Source organism: Candidatus Zixiibacteriota bacterium, from assembly GCA_035574315.1.
Classification (GTDB): domain Bacteria; phylum Desulfobacterota; class Binatia; order UBA9968; family UBA9968; genus DATLYW01.
This window is the reverse complement of record DATLYW010000016.1, coordinates 25,888-40,797: the sequence shown is the minus strand read 5'-3', so window position 1 is coordinate 40,797 and position 14,910 is coordinate 25,888. Positions and strand designations below refer to the sequence as shown.

Annotated in this window: 14 protein-coding genes; 10 read left to right on the top strand and 4 right to left on the bottom strand. The window is 64.6% G+C overall.

What is annotated here, in order from left to right; genetic code table 11:
- The first annotated feature begins 32 nt into the window (after positions 1 to 32).
- From VNN77_04865 to VNN77_04835, 7 genes are all read left to right on the top strand, one after another.
- Positions 33 to 1,145 (top strand): Xaa-Pro peptidase family protein, encoded by a 1,113-nt coding sequence (locus VNN77_04865; GenBank protein HXG50726.1) that lies wholly within the window; start codon positions 33 to 35, stop codon positions 1,143 to 1,145.
- A 13-nt stretch (positions 1,146 to 1,158) separates the two neighbouring features.
- Positions 1,159 to 2,313: an enolase C-terminal domain-like protein gene (locus VNN77_04860; GenBank protein ID HXG50725.1), complete on the top strand. Its 1,155-nt coding sequence runs from the start codon at positions 1,159 to 1,161 to the stop codon at positions 2,311 to 2,313.
- Positions 2,314 to 2,323: 10 nt separating this feature from the next.
- Complete coding sequence (locus tag VNN77_04855; GenBank protein ID HXG50724.1) at positions 2,324 to 3,433, top strand: NAD/NADP octopine/nopaline dehydrogenase family protein; 1,110 nt, start codon at positions 2,324 to 2,326, stop codon at positions 3,431 to 3,433.
- 12 nt (positions 3,434 to 3,445) lie between these two features.
- Positions 3,446 to 4,429 (top strand): LLM class flavin-dependent oxidoreductase, encoded by a 984-nt coding sequence (locus VNN77_04850; GenBank protein ID HXG50723.1) that lies wholly within the window; start codon positions 3,446 to 3,448, stop codon positions 4,427 to 4,429.
- Positions 4,430 to 4,551: 122 nt separating this feature from the next.
- Positions 4,552 to 5,565: an extracellular solute-binding protein gene (locus tag VNN77_04845; GenBank protein HXG50722.1), complete on the top strand. Its 1,014-nt coding sequence runs from the start codon at positions 4,552 to 4,554 to the stop codon at positions 5,563 to 5,565.
- Between the two features lie 107 nt (positions 5,566 to 5,672).
- Positions 5,673 to 7,433 (top strand): iron ABC transporter permease, encoded by a 1,761-nt coding sequence (locus tag VNN77_04840; GenBank protein ID HXG50721.1) that lies wholly within the window; start codon positions 5,673 to 5,675, stop codon positions 7,431 to 7,433.
- Between the two features lie 13 nt (positions 7,434 to 7,446).
- Positions 7,447 to 8,634, top strand: a complete 1,188-nt coding sequence (locus VNN77_04835) for a M20/M25/M40 family metallo-hydrolase (protein ID HXG50720.1) — start codon at positions 7,447 to 7,449, stop codon at positions 8,632 to 8,634.
- A gap of 15 nt (positions 8,635 to 8,649) precedes the next feature.
- Here the strand turns inward: VNN77_04835 and VNN77_04830 are convergent, their stop codons facing one another.
- From VNN77_04830 to VNN77_04815, 4 genes are all read right to left on the bottom strand, one after another.
- Positions 8,650 to 9,423, bottom strand: a complete 774-nt coding sequence (locus VNN77_04830) for a VOC family protein (GenBank protein ID HXG50719.1) — start codon at positions 9,421 to 9,423, stop codon at positions 8,650 to 8,652.
- Between the two features lie 79 nt (positions 9,424 to 9,502).
- Positions 9,503 to 10,501 carry an LLM class flavin-dependent oxidoreductase gene (locus VNN77_04825; GenBank protein ID HXG50718.1) on the bottom strand — a complete coding sequence of 333 codons (999 nt, stop codon included), beginning with the start codon at positions 10,499 to 10,501 and terminating at the stop codon, positions 9,503 to 9,505.
- Between the two features lie 18 nt (positions 10,502 to 10,519).
- A complete protein-coding gene (locus tag VNN77_04820) occupies positions 10,520 to 10,873 on the bottom strand; it encodes a Rieske (2Fe-2S) protein (GenBank protein ID HXG50717.1) in 354 nt (117 codons plus the stop codon).
- Positions 10,874 to 10,886: 13 nt separating this feature from the next.
- Positions 10,887 to 11,990 (bottom strand): glycine cleavage T C-terminal barrel domain-containing protein, encoded by a 1,104-nt coding sequence (locus tag VNN77_04815; protein ID HXG50716.1) that lies wholly within the window; start codon positions 11,988 to 11,990, stop codon positions 10,887 to 10,889.
- Positions 11,991 to 12,080: 90 nt separating this feature from the next.
- On the opposite strand from VNN77_04815, the gene VNN77_04810 reads away from it, so the two are divergent.
- From VNN77_04810 to VNN77_04800, 3 genes are all read left to right on the top strand, one after another.
- Positions 12,081 to 12,989: a selenium metabolism-associated LysR family transcriptional regulator gene (locus tag VNN77_04810; GenBank protein ID HXG50715.1), complete on the top strand. Its 909-nt coding sequence runs from the start codon at positions 12,081 to 12,083 to the stop codon at positions 12,987 to 12,989.
- A gap of 271 nt (positions 12,990 to 13,260) precedes the next feature.
- Positions 13,261 to 13,731, top strand: a complete 471-nt coding sequence (locus VNN77_04805) for a peroxiredoxin (GenBank protein HXG50714.1) — start codon at positions 13,261 to 13,263, stop codon at positions 13,729 to 13,731.
- 79 nt (positions 13,732 to 13,810) lie between these two features.
- Positions 13,811 to 14,902 carry a transglutaminase-like domain-containing protein gene (locus tag VNN77_04800; protein HXG50713.1) on the top strand — a complete coding sequence of 364 codons (1,092 nt, stop codon included), beginning with the start codon at positions 13,811 to 13,813 and terminating at the stop codon, positions 14,900 to 14,902.
- Positions 14,903 to 14,910 lie beyond the last annotated feature (8 nt).

Sequence of the window (14,910 nt, the reverse complement as noted above, 5' to 3'; positions counted from 1 at the left end):
TCGTCATCCGAGATCATCCGAGCTGCAACATCATGGACCGAGAGATCGTTTCGCGACTCCGTGAGCGCATCGCCCGCGAGGGGTTGGACGCAATCGTCGCCGTCTCGCCGGAAAACGTCACCTATCTCACGGGCTTCGTCGTTCCCTCGCAGTCCTTGATGCGCTGGCGGCACGCGATGTGCCTGGTCACCGTGGACGGGCGCCTGTCCATGATCGTCATCGACATGGAGGCTACCACGGTTCGCGCGCACGCGGGGATCGAGGATCTGCGGGTTTACCGGGAGTTCACGGAAGACCCGATGGCGAAGCTCGCCGAGGCGGTCAGAGACCTCAAGCTCGACCGCGGCAGGATCGCGATCGAGATGGAGTATCTCCCCGCCGGAGACTTCGCGACGCTGACGCGGCTGGCGCCCGCGGCCAGCTGGGTTGCGGCCGACGCGATCTTCCACAAGCTCCGGCAGATCAAGACACCGAGGGAGCAGGCTCTGCTCCGGGATTTGAGCAAGCTTACGGACCGGGCGATCTGCGAGGCGCTGCGGCAGGCCAGGGAGGGCATGAGCGAGCTGGACCTCGCCGGCTGTCTGCTGGGCGAGCTCTTCGCAGGGGGCGCGGAGAGCTACAAGCTCATGATCATCGCGTCGGGAGAGCGGAGCCAGTTTCCCAACGTCGGGCCGACGGAGCGAAGGCTCCGCCGGGGGGATCTGATACGGATGGAGATCTTCGGTCAGAAGAACGGTTACCTTGCCGGCGTCTGTCGCACCGCGGTGGTTGGCGAGCCGACGGACGAGCAGCGGAGAATATGGACGAACCTGATCGAGTGCAAGCGCCTGGTGATGGACGAGATCCGCCCCGGGGCGCCGTGCAAGGCGGTCTACCGGAAGTTTCTGGAAAAGTTCAGCTCCCTTGGCTTCGAGCCGATCAGCTTCGTCGGTCACGGCATCGGATTGTTCCTCCACGAGGAGCCGTACATGGGGCGTTACGGGGACGAGATCCTGGCCGAAGGCATGGTGGCCGCGATCGAGCCGCTGGTCTACATTCCCGGGCGGATGGGATTGCAGAACAAGGACATGATCCGCGTGACCGCCGACGGATGCGAGCTGCTTTCGGACTACACGCCGACCGACACACTGATGCAGGTCGGCTGAGCCGGAGGCCGGGGTGAAGATCACCGCCATCGAGACGATCCCGATCCGCCTGCCGACGCGGCGCGCCCATCGCTGGGCGAGCCTGACCACGCCGATCGGGGTTTACGTGATCGTCAAGCTCCATACCGACGAGGGACTGATCGGTCTCGGGGAGGCCCCGGTGCTGAAGGACTGGGGCGGGGACCACGGCCGCTACTTCGGCGAAACCCCGCAAACCACCGTGCACGTGATCGGCGACATCCTGGCGCCGGCACTGAAGGATCGGGACCCGCGCCGGATCGAAACGGTTCACCGCGCGATGGACGCGGCCGTGAAGGGCTATCCATACGCCAAGGCCGCCGTCGATATGGCGGTGTACGACGTCGTGGGAAAGGCGCTGAACGTCCCGGCCTACCAGCTGCTCGGAGGCTGCTTCAGGGATCGGGTCCCGATCGCCCACAGCCTGGGCCTCATGGAGACTGAAACCGCGATCGAGGAAGCCCTTCAGGTGAAGGCCGAGGGCGTGAAGACGATCAAGCTCAAGGGAGGCGTCGATCCGAAACGCGACGTGGATCTCGTCAGGCGGATGCGCGAGGCGCTCGGGCCCGAGATCAAGATTTGCGTGGACGCCAACCAGGGGTACGCGACGCCGAAGCTGGCGGTCGGCGTGATCGCCGCCATGGAGGAGTGGGACCTCTTCTACATGGAGCAGCCGGTGGAGGGCGTTGACGCCATGGCCGAAGTGGCGCGCCGGGTGAAGACCCCCATCATGGCGGATGAAAGCGCGTGGACTCCCGAGGACGTGGTGGAAATAGGAAACAAGAGAGCCGCCGATCTGATCTCCATCTACACGACCAAGCCCGGCGGGTTGTTCAAGGCGAAGAAAGTGGCGGCGATCGCCGAGGCCCTGGCCCTGCCGTGCAACGTCAACGGGTCGGTCGAAACCGGCGTGGGCAACGCTGCAAACCTTCACCTGGCCGCTTCCACGGGGGTGGTGGAACTGGGGTGCGTGCTCCCGGTCTCCGCGCCGAGAGAAAAAAAGCGAGACGGCCTCGCCGGCCGCTACTATGAAGACGACATCGTCGTCGAGCCTTTCCCGTTCGACGCGGGCGATATCCTGATCTGGCACCGGCCCGGGCTCGGTGTGGAGCTGGACGAGGACAAGCTCCGTCACTACCGTCTCGCCTGACCCGACGTCGATGGCGATCCACAGCGTCGCGATTCTCGGGGCGGGGAACGGCGGCTGCGCAGCGGCGGCCGATCTGTCGCGGCGCGGCTACGATGTGCGGCTGTTCTCCCGCTCGGAGAGGACGCTGGCGCCGCTGCGGGCGCGAGGAGGCATCGCGCTGAGGGAAGGCGGCGAGGAAAGCTTCTCGCCCCTCGCGCAAATCAGTACCGACATCGCCGCGGTCGTGGCGGGGGCGGATCTGATCGTGGTGAGCGCGCCCGCGCTCGCCCACGCCTACCTCGCAGAGCAGCTCGCGCCTCGCCTCGGCCCCGGTCGTACGATCCTCCTGAACCCCGGCCACACGGGAGGGTCGCTCCACTTCGCGCACACGCTCAGGCGCGCGGGATTCGCGGGCGAAATCCGCCTCTGCGAGACGGTCACGCTCACCTATATCTGCCGCATGCCCGAGCCCGCTTGCGTGGAGATCTACCGGCGGACCACGAATCTCAGGTGCGCGGCGTTCCCGGCAGCGGGCGGGGCGTCGCTCGTCGCCGAGCTTCGCGAGATCTTTCCGAACATCGTCCCGGCCGAAAACGTTCTCGAAACCGGGTTTTCGAACATCAACGCGCTCATGCATCCCGCGGGAACCCTCGCCAACGCGGGCTGGATCGAGCAGAGCCGCGGCGATTTTCTCTACTACCGGGAAGGGATCACGCCCTCGGTGGCGCGCTGGATCGAAGCGATCGATCGGGAGCGTCTGCGGATCGTGGGGGCCCTGGGGCTGGAGCCGGTGCCTTTCGTCGAGATCTTCTACCAGGCCGGCCTGACGACCCCGGAGGCGCGGGCCGCCGGATCGGTCTACCGCGCCATCCACGAGAGCGCGCCGAATCGGTCCATCAAGGCGCCCCCGTCTCTGAACCATCGCTATATCCATGAAGACGTCGGCTACGGGCTCGTTCCGATGGCCGAGATCGGCAACGTCGTCGGGCTGAAATGCCCCGTGATCGACGCGACGATCACGCTCGCCGCCGCCGTAACCGGTATCGACTACCGGCGCGAAGGGCTGACGTTGAACCGCATGGGGCTCGCCGGGGCCGGACCGCGAGAGCTCGATCGAACGGTGCGCGAGGGTTTCCGGTAGAAGGGAGGGGCGATGCGCCTGGGGCTTTGCTTCGACGGGTTCTATTCAATTCAGGAAATGATCGAGTTGGCGCGGCTCGCCGAGGACGCAGGGCTTGAGTCGCTCTGGATGTCCGACCATCTCTGCTTCAGGGATTCCATCGCTGCGTCGATGGCCCTGCTGGCGTCGACGAAGAGGATCAAGGTCGCCCCGGGTCCGTTGAGCCCGTACTCGCGCCATCCCATCGTCACGGCGATGGCCGTTGCGACGCTGGAGGAATTCGCCCCGGGCAGAGTGATCGCCTGCCCCGGCACGGGGAACGCGGCGGCGTTGAAGGAGGCGGGAATCGAATCGCCACACCCGCTGAAGACGATGCGAGAATACGTCCACGTGCTGCGTCTTTTCCTGGCGGGCGCGACCGTCCGGTTCGCGGGCGAGCGGTTCCGGATCGACGGCGCGACGATGGGCCTGAAACCGTCGGCGCCCGTGAAGATGTACGTGACCGCCGTGCGCCGCCGGATGCTCGAGCTGGCCGGGGAGATCGGCGACGGCGTTCTGCTCTCCGCGGGTTGCGCGCCCGATTACATCGCGCGCTGCATCGGCGACGTTCGCAACGGGGCGGCGCGGGCGGGCAAGGACCCCTCGGATTGCGACGTCGCCGGCTTCATCACGGTGTCGGTGTCGGAAAACCCTGCGGAGGCGGTCGAGGCCAACAAGACGTTTCTCGCCTACATCTTCCGCAACCCGCACCACGCGGAGAACATCCGCCTCGGAGGCGCCTCGGTGGATCAGGAGCGCCTGGCGGCCGCCGTCGGCAAGCGCGATTGGGAGGAGGCAAGGAAGCTGATCAGCGACGAGGTCGTTCACGCGCATTCCGTCGCGGGCACCGCGCGGCAGTGCCGGGAGCGGCTGGAGCTTTTCGTTCGAAAGGGACTGAGCCTGCCGGTTCTCCTGCCGATGGGAACACAGGAAGCCAGGAAAAGAACCGTAAAGATGGCCGCCGATCTCTGCGGCTGAACCGCACGGGCTCCCGGACGGAGACGGGCGCCTCACTCCGTGAAAGGCGCTTGACACAAGGGTGGCGGCTCTATAGGTTTTAGGCGGTTCGAACACCGTGGAAGGGAGGAGTCCTGGATAACATGATCATCCGCGGCATCGTCGTCCTGGGAATTCTTTTGAGCGCGGGGCTGTTCCCGGCCGATCGCTCTCTGGCGCAGCCGGTCAACGTCGAGGCGGCCAAGCGCGAAGGGAAGGTGGTGGTATACGGCTCGGTCGTGCCGCAGGCGATGGCCGACCTTCACAAGGGTTTCAAGGCCAAATACGGGATCGACGTCGAGTACTGGCGCGGCGATTCGACGAAGGTCTCCGAACGGGCGCTGACCGAGTTTCGCGCCGGCAAGCCTGGCTTCGATGTCGTGGAAGCCAACCGCGGCGTGCAGCTGATCATGCGCTCCGAGGGGCTGTTCGCCAAGTTCATCCCGCCGGCCTCGGAAAAATTTCCGGCGAGCGTGAAGGAGAAGGACGCGCTGATCACGCCATGGCGGGTGCTTCCGATCAGCATTCTTTACAACACCGAGCTGGTGAAAGCGGCCGACGTACCCAAGAGCTTCGACGACCTGTTGGCGCCGAAGTGGACCGGCAAGATCGCTTTTCCCGATCCCACGCGCCACACGACCACGGCGCAATTTCTCTGGAACCTGGAAAAGTTCAAGAAGGACAAATGGCTGGAATTCGTCCGGGCCTTCGCCAAGCAACGTCCCATCCTTGTCGAGTCGCTGGCCCCGGTGACCAACGCCATCATCAAGGGTGAGGCGCTGGTGGGTATCACCTACATCAAATACGTCAAGCAGTACAAGGGGCCCGTGCATTACGTCCTGATGGACAAGTATCTCGCGGATCCCAATTACATGGCCGTAGGGGTGAAAGCGGCCCACCCGAACGCGGCGCGGCTCTATGTCGATTACGCCTGTTCTCCCGAAGGGCAGAAGCACATCGCCGGGGACGGGGAGTTCGTGCTCGCTCCCGGTATTCTTCCGCCGATCAAGGACGCCGAGAAGGTGGCGCCGAACATCGTTTTCATGGACAATCCGACGGCCGAGGAGTTCAAGAAGCTGCAAACCGTGACGTTCCGGGAAATTTTCTACGGAAAATAGGCGCCGAGCCTGCTCGGCTCGGCAAGTTTCCCCCGAAGGGAGTCGGGCCAGACCCGGCTCCCTCGCCCCGTTCCCGTTCGCGACAAGGCCCTTCTGGATCACCATCGTTGAAAGCAACCACCGTTCATAGCGCATCCGTGCTGGCCCGCATCCTGGAAGGCCCGTTGCGGGGCTTTCGCCAGGACCCCCAGCAGGTGGTTGTCGTGAGCATCGCCGTCGTGATCGCCTATCTCGCCCTGTCGCCGACGCTGATGCTTTTCTACGGAAGCTTTCTCAGCCAGCCGCTGGGAGTCGCGGGCAGCTTCACGATCGCCCATTACCGCCAGGCGTACACGGATCCGGCGACCTACGGACTGCTGTTCAACTCTTTTCTCTTCGCCACGGGTTCGTCGGTGCTGGCGACGTCGCTGGCGGCGATGCTGGCCTGGATCGCCATCCGCACCAACGCTCCGCTGCGGAAGCTGTTCGAGCTGACCGCGATCGTGCCGAACATTTTCCCGCCGGTCATGCTCGCGGTTTCCTGGACGATTTTGCTGAGCCCGAGAACCGGGCTGATCAACCGGTTGCTGATGGACCTGCTGGGGCTGGAAAGCGCGCCGCTGAACGTCTATTCGCTCGGCGGGATGGTCTTCGTCGAGGCGTTGATCACGACGCCGCTGGCGTTCTTGATCGTCTCGGCGGCGCTCTACTCGATGGACCCCGCGCTCGAGGAGTCGGCGCGGGTTGCAGGGTCCAGCAACCTGCAGGTGGCCTGGAGGATCACCTTCCCGATCGTCCGACCGGCTCTGCTCGCCGCGGTCATGCTGAACTTCGTCCGGGCGATCGAGAGCTTCGAGACTCCGGCGATCATTGCCCTCCCCGCGCGCATCGAGGTGTTCACCACGAAAATCTACCGGGAAGCGATCGGTGCGTTCCCGCCCAATCAGAACCTGGCGGCCACCTACGCCGTATCGCTGCTGTTGATCACGATGTTCTTCGTCTATCTCTACCGGCAGCTCACGTTTCGCGCGGAACGATACGTGACGGTAACGGGGCGGGGCTACCGTCCCAACATCATCGATCTGGGCGCGTGGCGGTGGCCGGCCTCGATCGCCGCGGGCTCGATCCTGTTCTTCATCGTCGTGCTGCCGTTCGTCGTGCTGCTCTACGTGTCGTTCGTCACCTACGTTCATGTTCCGGGCCAAAAGACGTGGGACCTGCTGACCCTGGAGCATTATCGTTCCAACCTGGGCGACACCCGTACCTACCGGGCGCTGCAGAACAGTCTGGTGCTCGCGGTTACGGGAGCCACGCTGTGCATGCTCCTCGCTTCGGTCACCGCTTGGGTGACGACCCGGACCAAGGCGGCCGGTCGGGGCCTGATCGAGGCGCTGACCTTCATTCCGTGGGCTTTTCCCGGCACGGCGCTCGCCATCGGCCTTTTGTGGACCTATGTCTACGTGCCCTTGCCGATTTACGGGACGCTGTGGATCCTGCTCATCGGTTACATCACGCGTTTCCTGCCGTACGGCCTGAGAAGCATGACCAGCACGGTCGTGCAGCTCCACAACGACCTGCTGGAGGCCTCGCTGGTTTGCGGCGCGGGCTTCGGCGCGACCTTCCGCCGGGTGCTGCTGCCGTTGCTCCGTCCCGGCTTTATCGCGGGCTGGATCCTGCTCGCGACGATCTATCTGCGCGAGTTCAGCATGTCGATTTTCCTTTACTCGCCGGGCTCGGAGCCGCTGGGCCCGCTTCTTTACCATTTCTACGCGGACGGCAACCTCGGCCCGATGTGCGCTCTCGCCGTGATCGTCAGCGGGGTTTCCGTGGGGCTCATTCTGGTTGCGCGCCGGCTCGGCAAGGTGGGAACGGCCGCCGAAGGAGCCTGAGAGGCAAGCGGGGATGGACGCGGAAGCCGCCAAGAGGATCATCGAGAAGAACCTGCGTTACGAGGAGATCAGGAGAATCCTCGTCCGGCTGGTCCGATACCCGAGCCCGCAAACAGAGCTGCTCGAATCCGAGCCCAGGGTGCTCGGGCTGATCAGCGAGGTCGTCAAACCGGAGCTGGAGAAGGCCGGGCTCCATCCGGCGATCGATCCCAGGGGCAACCTGATCCTCGCGCTCAAGGGGCGCGGGGGAGCCGAGCGCCTGATGCTGGTGGGGTACGCCATGAACGCGGCGCCGGGCACGATGCCCGATCCCTATTCCGGCAAGCTGGTCGACGGCGGACCCTACGACCTGAAAGGCGAGTGCGTGTGGGGCAGGGGGGCTTGCGAGCAAAAAGGAAGCCTCGCGGCGATGATTGCGGCGGTGCGATTCCTGGGCCTTACCAGAGCTGAAATTCCGGGGGACCTCTACTTCGTCGTGAGCACCGCGGGAGAGACCGGGCGGCACGACTCGCTCGCCTACGTCCTGGACCGCGTCCGTCCGGAAATCGACTGGTGCGTGGTCGACGGCCCGCCGCAGATCCAGCTCGGGAACAAGGGAAGGGTGGACGTGCTGGTGACGGTCAAGGGAAAACAGGCGCACAGCAGCCGTCCCTGGGAGGGCGTCAACGCGATCGAAGGCGCAGCGAGGGTGCTGGAAAGGCTAAAGCCGCTGATGCCCTATCCGGAGGATCGCTCGCACCCGGAGCTCGGCCGCGTCACGCTGGCGCCGAGCTCCATCGAGAGCTTTCCCAAGGCTACGCACACGATCCAGGCCGAATGCCGCATCCTGTTCGATCGCCGCCTCCTGCCCGGAGACGATCCGGAAAAAGCGGTCCGGCAGATCAGGGAGGCGATCGGAACGATCGAGCCGTTCACGATCACCGTAGAGGCGCGCGATTTCATGTATCCGAGCGAAGTGGGGAGAGACGCGGAAGTGGTGCGCGCACTGGACAGCGCCATTCGCATCATGCTGGGTCAGACTCCGGCTTACGGCTTCTCGACCGCGGCCAACGACACCGGGCTGTTCAACGCGCGCGGCATTCAGGCGATCAACTACGGCGCGCGTGATATCCGTTTCCAGCACACCGATCACGATCTGGTTTCCGTCAGCAACGTCTTCGACGCCGCCAAGGTGTTCGCCTTTCTGGCTCTCCACCGCTAGGGTTCCGGGCGGAGCTCAGGAACCGATCGAAAGATTGGCGCCGTGCGTCAGCCGAGGATCGAGCTCCATCCGCGGTCCGCCGTCGGAGCGTAGCCTCGCAGCGTAAGGCGAGGGCCCGTAGAGTCGGAGCCAGTCGGCGAGCGGGCTTTGCGGCTGCCGGGGCGTTATCAGCTCGACCGCGTGCGGCCCGATGAGAAACCGCAGGCCACGGGCTCCGAGGGCGCGATTTTCGACCGGCTCGCCGGACTGGGAGAGAACGCTCCGGTACCAGCGCGCTGGCTCGGAAAGCTCGCTTACGGCGATCGTGACGGTGTCGATTCCGGCGGCCCGATTCGGATGGCCGCTGTCCGGGGGAACGCGCTCCTCCCTCGGTGTTACGTCCTGGATGAGGAACGGCGCCACGCCGCGGTGGCTTCCCGTGGCCAGCGCCAGCAGCCACCGGAGCTCGTATCCGTCCGGCCGGATCCTCGACCACGGCACGGGGTCGTTGATCGCGACTCCAGCCTCGCGCAACTTACCGGTGTCGCTCTGCAGATCGTCGGTCCGGCAGCAGTAATCGACGAGTCGTTCCCCTCTTTGCAGCGGTTCCCACCAGCGGTGGTCAGGGGCGTCGCGGTAGAAGGCGATGAGCTCGAGATAAGAGCCGTCGGCGAAGGTAATCAAAGCGTTATGGCTCCCGACCGGATGGCGGCCTCCGGGGATGACCGTGAAGCCCAGCTGGCGGTAATCCCGGGAGGCAAGATCGAGATCGCGGACCACGATGACAAGGTGGTCGATTCCCGTCAACATGTTCTCGGGGCCTGCCGTTCGCGGCGGCTCAAAAGCTCGATCCGACAAACCGGGACCGGAAGCCGGAGCCGACCGGGCGTTACGCGAAAGCCGGGGCTACCTCGTCAAGAAAACGCTTGAGCTGCCCGGTTTGATCCCAGGAGGCCATACGCAGGGCGATGTGATCGAGCCCGGCGGCGAAATAGGCCTTGAGCTCGGCGATGCATTGCTCGGGGCTGCCCGCGGTCGTGAAGCCTTCCACGAACCTCATGCTGAAATTCGTGGTGTAGTATTTGTCGAGGAAAGCCTTGCTTTCCTCGAGCGCGGCTCCCCGGTCGTCGTTGATGTTGATGTTATGGTAAAGGGCGCTGCCGAGGCGCGAGGGGTCGCGGCCCTCTTCCCGAGCCATGGCCAGAATCCGCGACCATTGGCTCCTGAACTCCTCCGGGCTCACCTTGTTGGTCATCCAGCCGTCCGCCAGGCGAGCCACGCGCCGCAGGCTCTTTTCCACCGTGGGCGCCGGGGCGCTTGCGCCGTCTTTCCACGTCAGGCCGGTCGGGTTGCTGGCGATCCAGATGGGCAGCGGACGCTGCACGGGACGGGGCTGTATCGTCACCCCTTCGAACTGATAGTACCGGCCGCGATGGGACGCGTTTTCCTCGTTGAAGAGCTTGCGCAGGATCACCACGCCTTCTTCGAGCCGGCTCACCCGTTCGGTATCCTTGATCCCCATGACCCGGTGCTCCAGCGCCTGAGCCGGGCTCTGCTCGTTGGGGCCGCCGAGACAGACGGCAAGCCAGGCGCGACCGCCGGAAAGCACGTCGAGGCTGGTCCACTGGTGAGCGAGGAGCGCCGGGTGGCGGTGGGGGAAAGTGGCCATGCAGCCGACCGCAAGCCGGACTCTCCTCGTCAGAGCCGCGAGGGCGGAGAGCAGCGTCACGGACTCGAGGCGAGGCTTGGCGAGCAGGCTGTCCCCCACCCAGACGGTGTCGAAGACGCCCGACTCCTCGGCGCGGCGCGCCATGTCGTAAAGCTCGGGCACCTTGACGGCGCCGATGATGACCCCGCGATTGGCCAGCGTAAGCCCGAAGGATGCCATGTGAGCGGCTCGAAGAGATCAGACCTGGACGAGAATGTCCTCGCCGTCGACCCTAAGCTCGAATTTCTCGGTCGGAAGATCGGGCACCAGCTCGTTGGCCCCGCTCGTCACGTCGTAGCGCCAGCCATGCCACGGACAGATCACGATCTTGCCGTCGAGCTCCCCTTCGCTGAGCGGTCCGCCGCGATGGCCGCAAACGTCGTTGATCGCGTAGAACTGGCCCTGCAGGTTGAAGATCGCAATCGTTTTTCCGTTGACCTCGACGCTCCTGGCCTTTCCGTCTGGTATGTCCGTTGTCTTGCAGACCTTGACAAAGCTGCCCATGGGCTCCATTCCTTTCTCCCGGTGCGGGTTTTCAATGTCGTAGCGCACTCATGAGAGCCTTTCAAGCGAAAGGAGCCGTCGTTTCAGAAGCTGTCAAGGGAAGCTCCGTGACGATTGCGCCGACGAGCCTGGGGCCGCGCGCCGCTTTCAAGGAGGTTCCCGCGCTCCAGTAATCGCGCTGGACGTAGCCCAGCGCCAGGTTTTTACCCAGAGCCGGCGAAAAAGCGCAGCTCGTGACCGCACCAACTTCCTTGCCGCCGGCGAAGAGCTTGTCGCCCGGGAGGCAGGACTCTTCCAGCCGGAGGCCGACGAGCTTGCGATTGACGTGCCCGCGGGACCGGACTCTTTCGACCACCTCCTGCCCGAGATAGCAGCCTTTCGTAAAGCTCACGGCTCGCTCCAGGCCGGTTTCCAGAAGCAGGGTGTCGTCGCCAAAGTCCGCTCCATAACGCGGAATCCCGGCTTCGAGCCTGAGGATCTCCGCCGCTTCCTCACCGATCCAGGGAGAAGAGGACAAGGCCCGCACCTCTTCGGTCAGAAGCCGAGCCAGCCGCAGAAGGTCCTCTCGAGCGGTCAGGATGTCATAGCCGTCCATCTCCCTTTCCGAGCGGCGCAACAGGCGCACCCCGGCGTCGCGGAGCCGGACCGCCGAATGCGCAAGCGGCACCGCGGGAAGCTCGGCAACCTGCGCGAGGCGTCGCAGCACGGCGGCGCTTTCCGGCCCGAGCAGGGAAAGAGCGGCCCAGGACGCAGTGGCATCGATGATTTCGACTTCGTCGGCAACGAGATACCGGGCGAGATGGTTCTGGATCTTTTCCTTCAGGGGCTCCCACAGGTCGACGATGAACGAATCCTCGAGGACAAGGATCCGGGCGTCGCCGAGAACCTTGCCTTGCTGGTTCAGAAAGGCCGCATAGATCCCATGGCCCGCCTCGAGGCCGCGGAGGTCGTTGGAGACCATCCCCTGCAGGAAGGAAAAGCGATCGGGCCCGCGAAATTCCAGGAGGGCCCGATCGGAGCTGTCCTTCAGCGCGACGCGGAAGCGCGCCGAGCGGTATTCCACTTCCGGGTTTCCGAAATGACGCGGGAGGCTCCAGCCGTCGCGTTCGAAGAACTCCGCGCCGTTTGCCCGGTGAAACTGAGCGAGGGGCAGCTCTTTCGGCATCGATTGAACTATACCGACCGTCGCCGCGGTTGACAACGCGGTCCGGCCACTCTTTTCATCCGGACGGTTTCATGGGATACGATAGAAACCATGGGTAAGCTCCGGGGAGATCTGGATCTTCACAAGCTGGAGGTGTTCTATTGGGTGGCTGATCTCAAGAGCTTTTCCCGCGCCGCCGAGCACCTTTCGCTGACGCAGCCGACGGTCAGCGGCCACATCCAGGAGCTCGAAAGAGCGCTGGGCGGCAGCCTCTTCTACCGCGTTCGCGGCGAGGTGGTTCTCACGGCGCTCGGGGAAGTGCTGCTCGAGCATGCCCGCGGGCTGCTGGCCCTCAAGCGCCAGGCGGTGGCGGCGGTCGAAAATTTCCAGCGGACGCCGAAAGGGGAGTTGTGGGTGGGCGGGAGCAACAATCCGGGCGAGTACGTTCTGCCGCAGAAGCTGGGGGCATTCGTCAATCGTTATCCGGACGTGAAACCGATCCTCAAGATCGCGGACTCCGCGGGTATCGTCGAGGCCGTGCTCGACGGCCGGGTGGAGCTTGGCTTCGTCGGATTTCCCGTCGAGGACGCGCGGCTCCGGGTCGAGAAGATCTGGCAGGACGAGATGGTCCTGACCGTCCCGCGGGATCATCCGTGGAGCAGGCGCAAAGCGGTCGCCGTGGAGGAGATCTTCTCCGAGCGCTTCATCTCGCGAGAGCAGGGGTCGGGAACCCTCGGCACCATCCGCAACCTGCTGCGGCGCGCGGCAGGCGGACGGGGCAGGGACTTGAAGGTCATCATGGAGCTCGGCAGCAGCGAGGCGGTCAAGGAAGCCGTCATTGCGGGCTCCGGCATCTCGATCCTGTCGCGGGTCTCGATTCGCCGGGAGCTCGACGCCGGGCTGCTGGCCGAAGTTCCGGTCCGGGGCCTGAGGTTTCAGCGAGACTTTTTCGAGATCTTCCACAACCGCCGCCCGCTGACACCCGTGTCGATCGCGTTTCGCAAATTTCTCCGCGCATAGCCCCGCTCCCGACGCCGTCTGAGTTGTTGATAGATAATTCCTATTTGTTATATAGGCCAAATAATACCAGTGCGGCCCGTGGGCCACGCGTGCCGCGGGGCCGGGCAAAGAGCCGGGTCTTGCCGGGGAAGGATTCGACGGCATGTTCGCGCTCCGTCGAGCGAGTTCGAGCCGATCCTGGATCCAGGTTGCGCCGCGCCTGCGGCCCGGAAAAGTGAACGCCAGGTGTCGCAACCGGCGGGCGAGAATCTTCGGGAGGAGGAAGAGGGAAATGAAAAAGCTCGAAGGCAGGAAGGCGCCGCCGTTCGGGCTCGAGGGAAGCGACGGCAAGAAGCACACGCTCGAGGAGTATCGCGGCCGGACCGTGGTCCTCTATTTTTATCCCAAAGACGCAACGCCCGGATGCACCAAGGAGGCTTGCGGCTTTCGCGATCTCGACGCGCCGTTCAAAAAACAGGGCGCGGTCGTGCTCGGCGTAAGCCGGGACGGTATCGAGTCGCACCGCAAGTTCGCTGAGAAATACAGGCTGCCGTTTCTTTTGTTGTCGGATCCCGCCGTTCGGGTGATGAAGCGATACGGCGCCTGGGGAAAAAAGATGATGTACGGCAAGACGGTCGAGGGACCGATCCGGTCCACGGTCGTCATCGGGCCGGACGGCCGCGTGCTGAAGCACTGGCCGGTGGTGCGGGACGCCGCGGCCCATCCGGCCCAGGTGCTGCAATATCTGGGAAACCGGGACTGAAACGGGCCCAGGGTCGGCCGCGTTGACAAGCGGATTTGTTTTTTATAGATGAAAGCTATTCGTATTAAAGGGAGGAGCTATGGAACGCAGAGAGTTCCTGAGGCGAGGCTTGACCCTTTCCGCCGGTCTTGCCGCCGGCGGCATTCCTGGTCTTCTGCGGTGGGCCGAAGGGAACGAAGGTGGATGGCGCCGGTTCGAGGTGACGACGCGGATCGAGGTTGTTGACCCGGTCGGCGCTGTGCGCGCGTGGGTTCCGGTGCCCCTGTTGCAGGATACAGGCTATTTCAAGCGTGAAGGCGACAGCTGGAGTGGAAACTTCAAAGCGGCGAGGTCGATTCAATACGACCGCTACGGAACCGGTATGGTCTTCGCCGAGTGGTCACCGGGGGAGAAAAGCCCGGTCCTCGAAGTGACCAGCCGCTTCGCCACACGCGACCGGCACGTGGACCTGAGCGCGAAGCCGGATCGTGGGGTGCGGGAGGACAAGGCCGTCCTCGATTATTTTCGCAGGCCGTCGAGGCTGATCCGCACGGACGGCATCGTGGCGGCGACGGCGAGGGGGATCGTGCAGGGAGCCCGGAGCGACAAGGAAAAGGCCCGGGCGATCTACGAATGGATCGTGGAGAATACTTTCCGCGACCCGAAGATCCGGGGCTGCGGCATCGGGGACATCACCACCATGCTCCAGACCGGATACCTCGGAGGAAAGTGCGCCGACCTGAACGCGCTCTACGTGGGCCTGGCACGCGCCGCCGGCCTCGCGGCGCGCGACGTTTATGGGGTGCGTTGCGCTGCGTCGAGCGAGTTCAAGAGCCTGGGGAAAGCGGACGACATCACGAGTGCGCAGCACTGTCGCGCCGAAGTCTTCCTCAGCGGCTACGGTTGGGTTCCGGTCGATCCCGCTGATGTGCGCAAGGTCGTCCTCGAGGAAGATCAGCCGGCGCAGCTGCCGCTGGATCACGAGAAGGTGAAGAAGGCGCGTGCGAAGCTTTTCGGCGCGTGGGAAATGAACTGGCTGCCCTACAACTACGCGCACGATGTCAAGTTGCCGCATTCCAACGGGCCGGAGCTGGGTTTCCTGATGTACCCCCAGACCGAGACGGCGAACGGCCGCAAGGACAGCCTCGACCCCAAGAACTTCAGCTACACGATCAAGGTGAGACAGGTCTAGAACGCCCA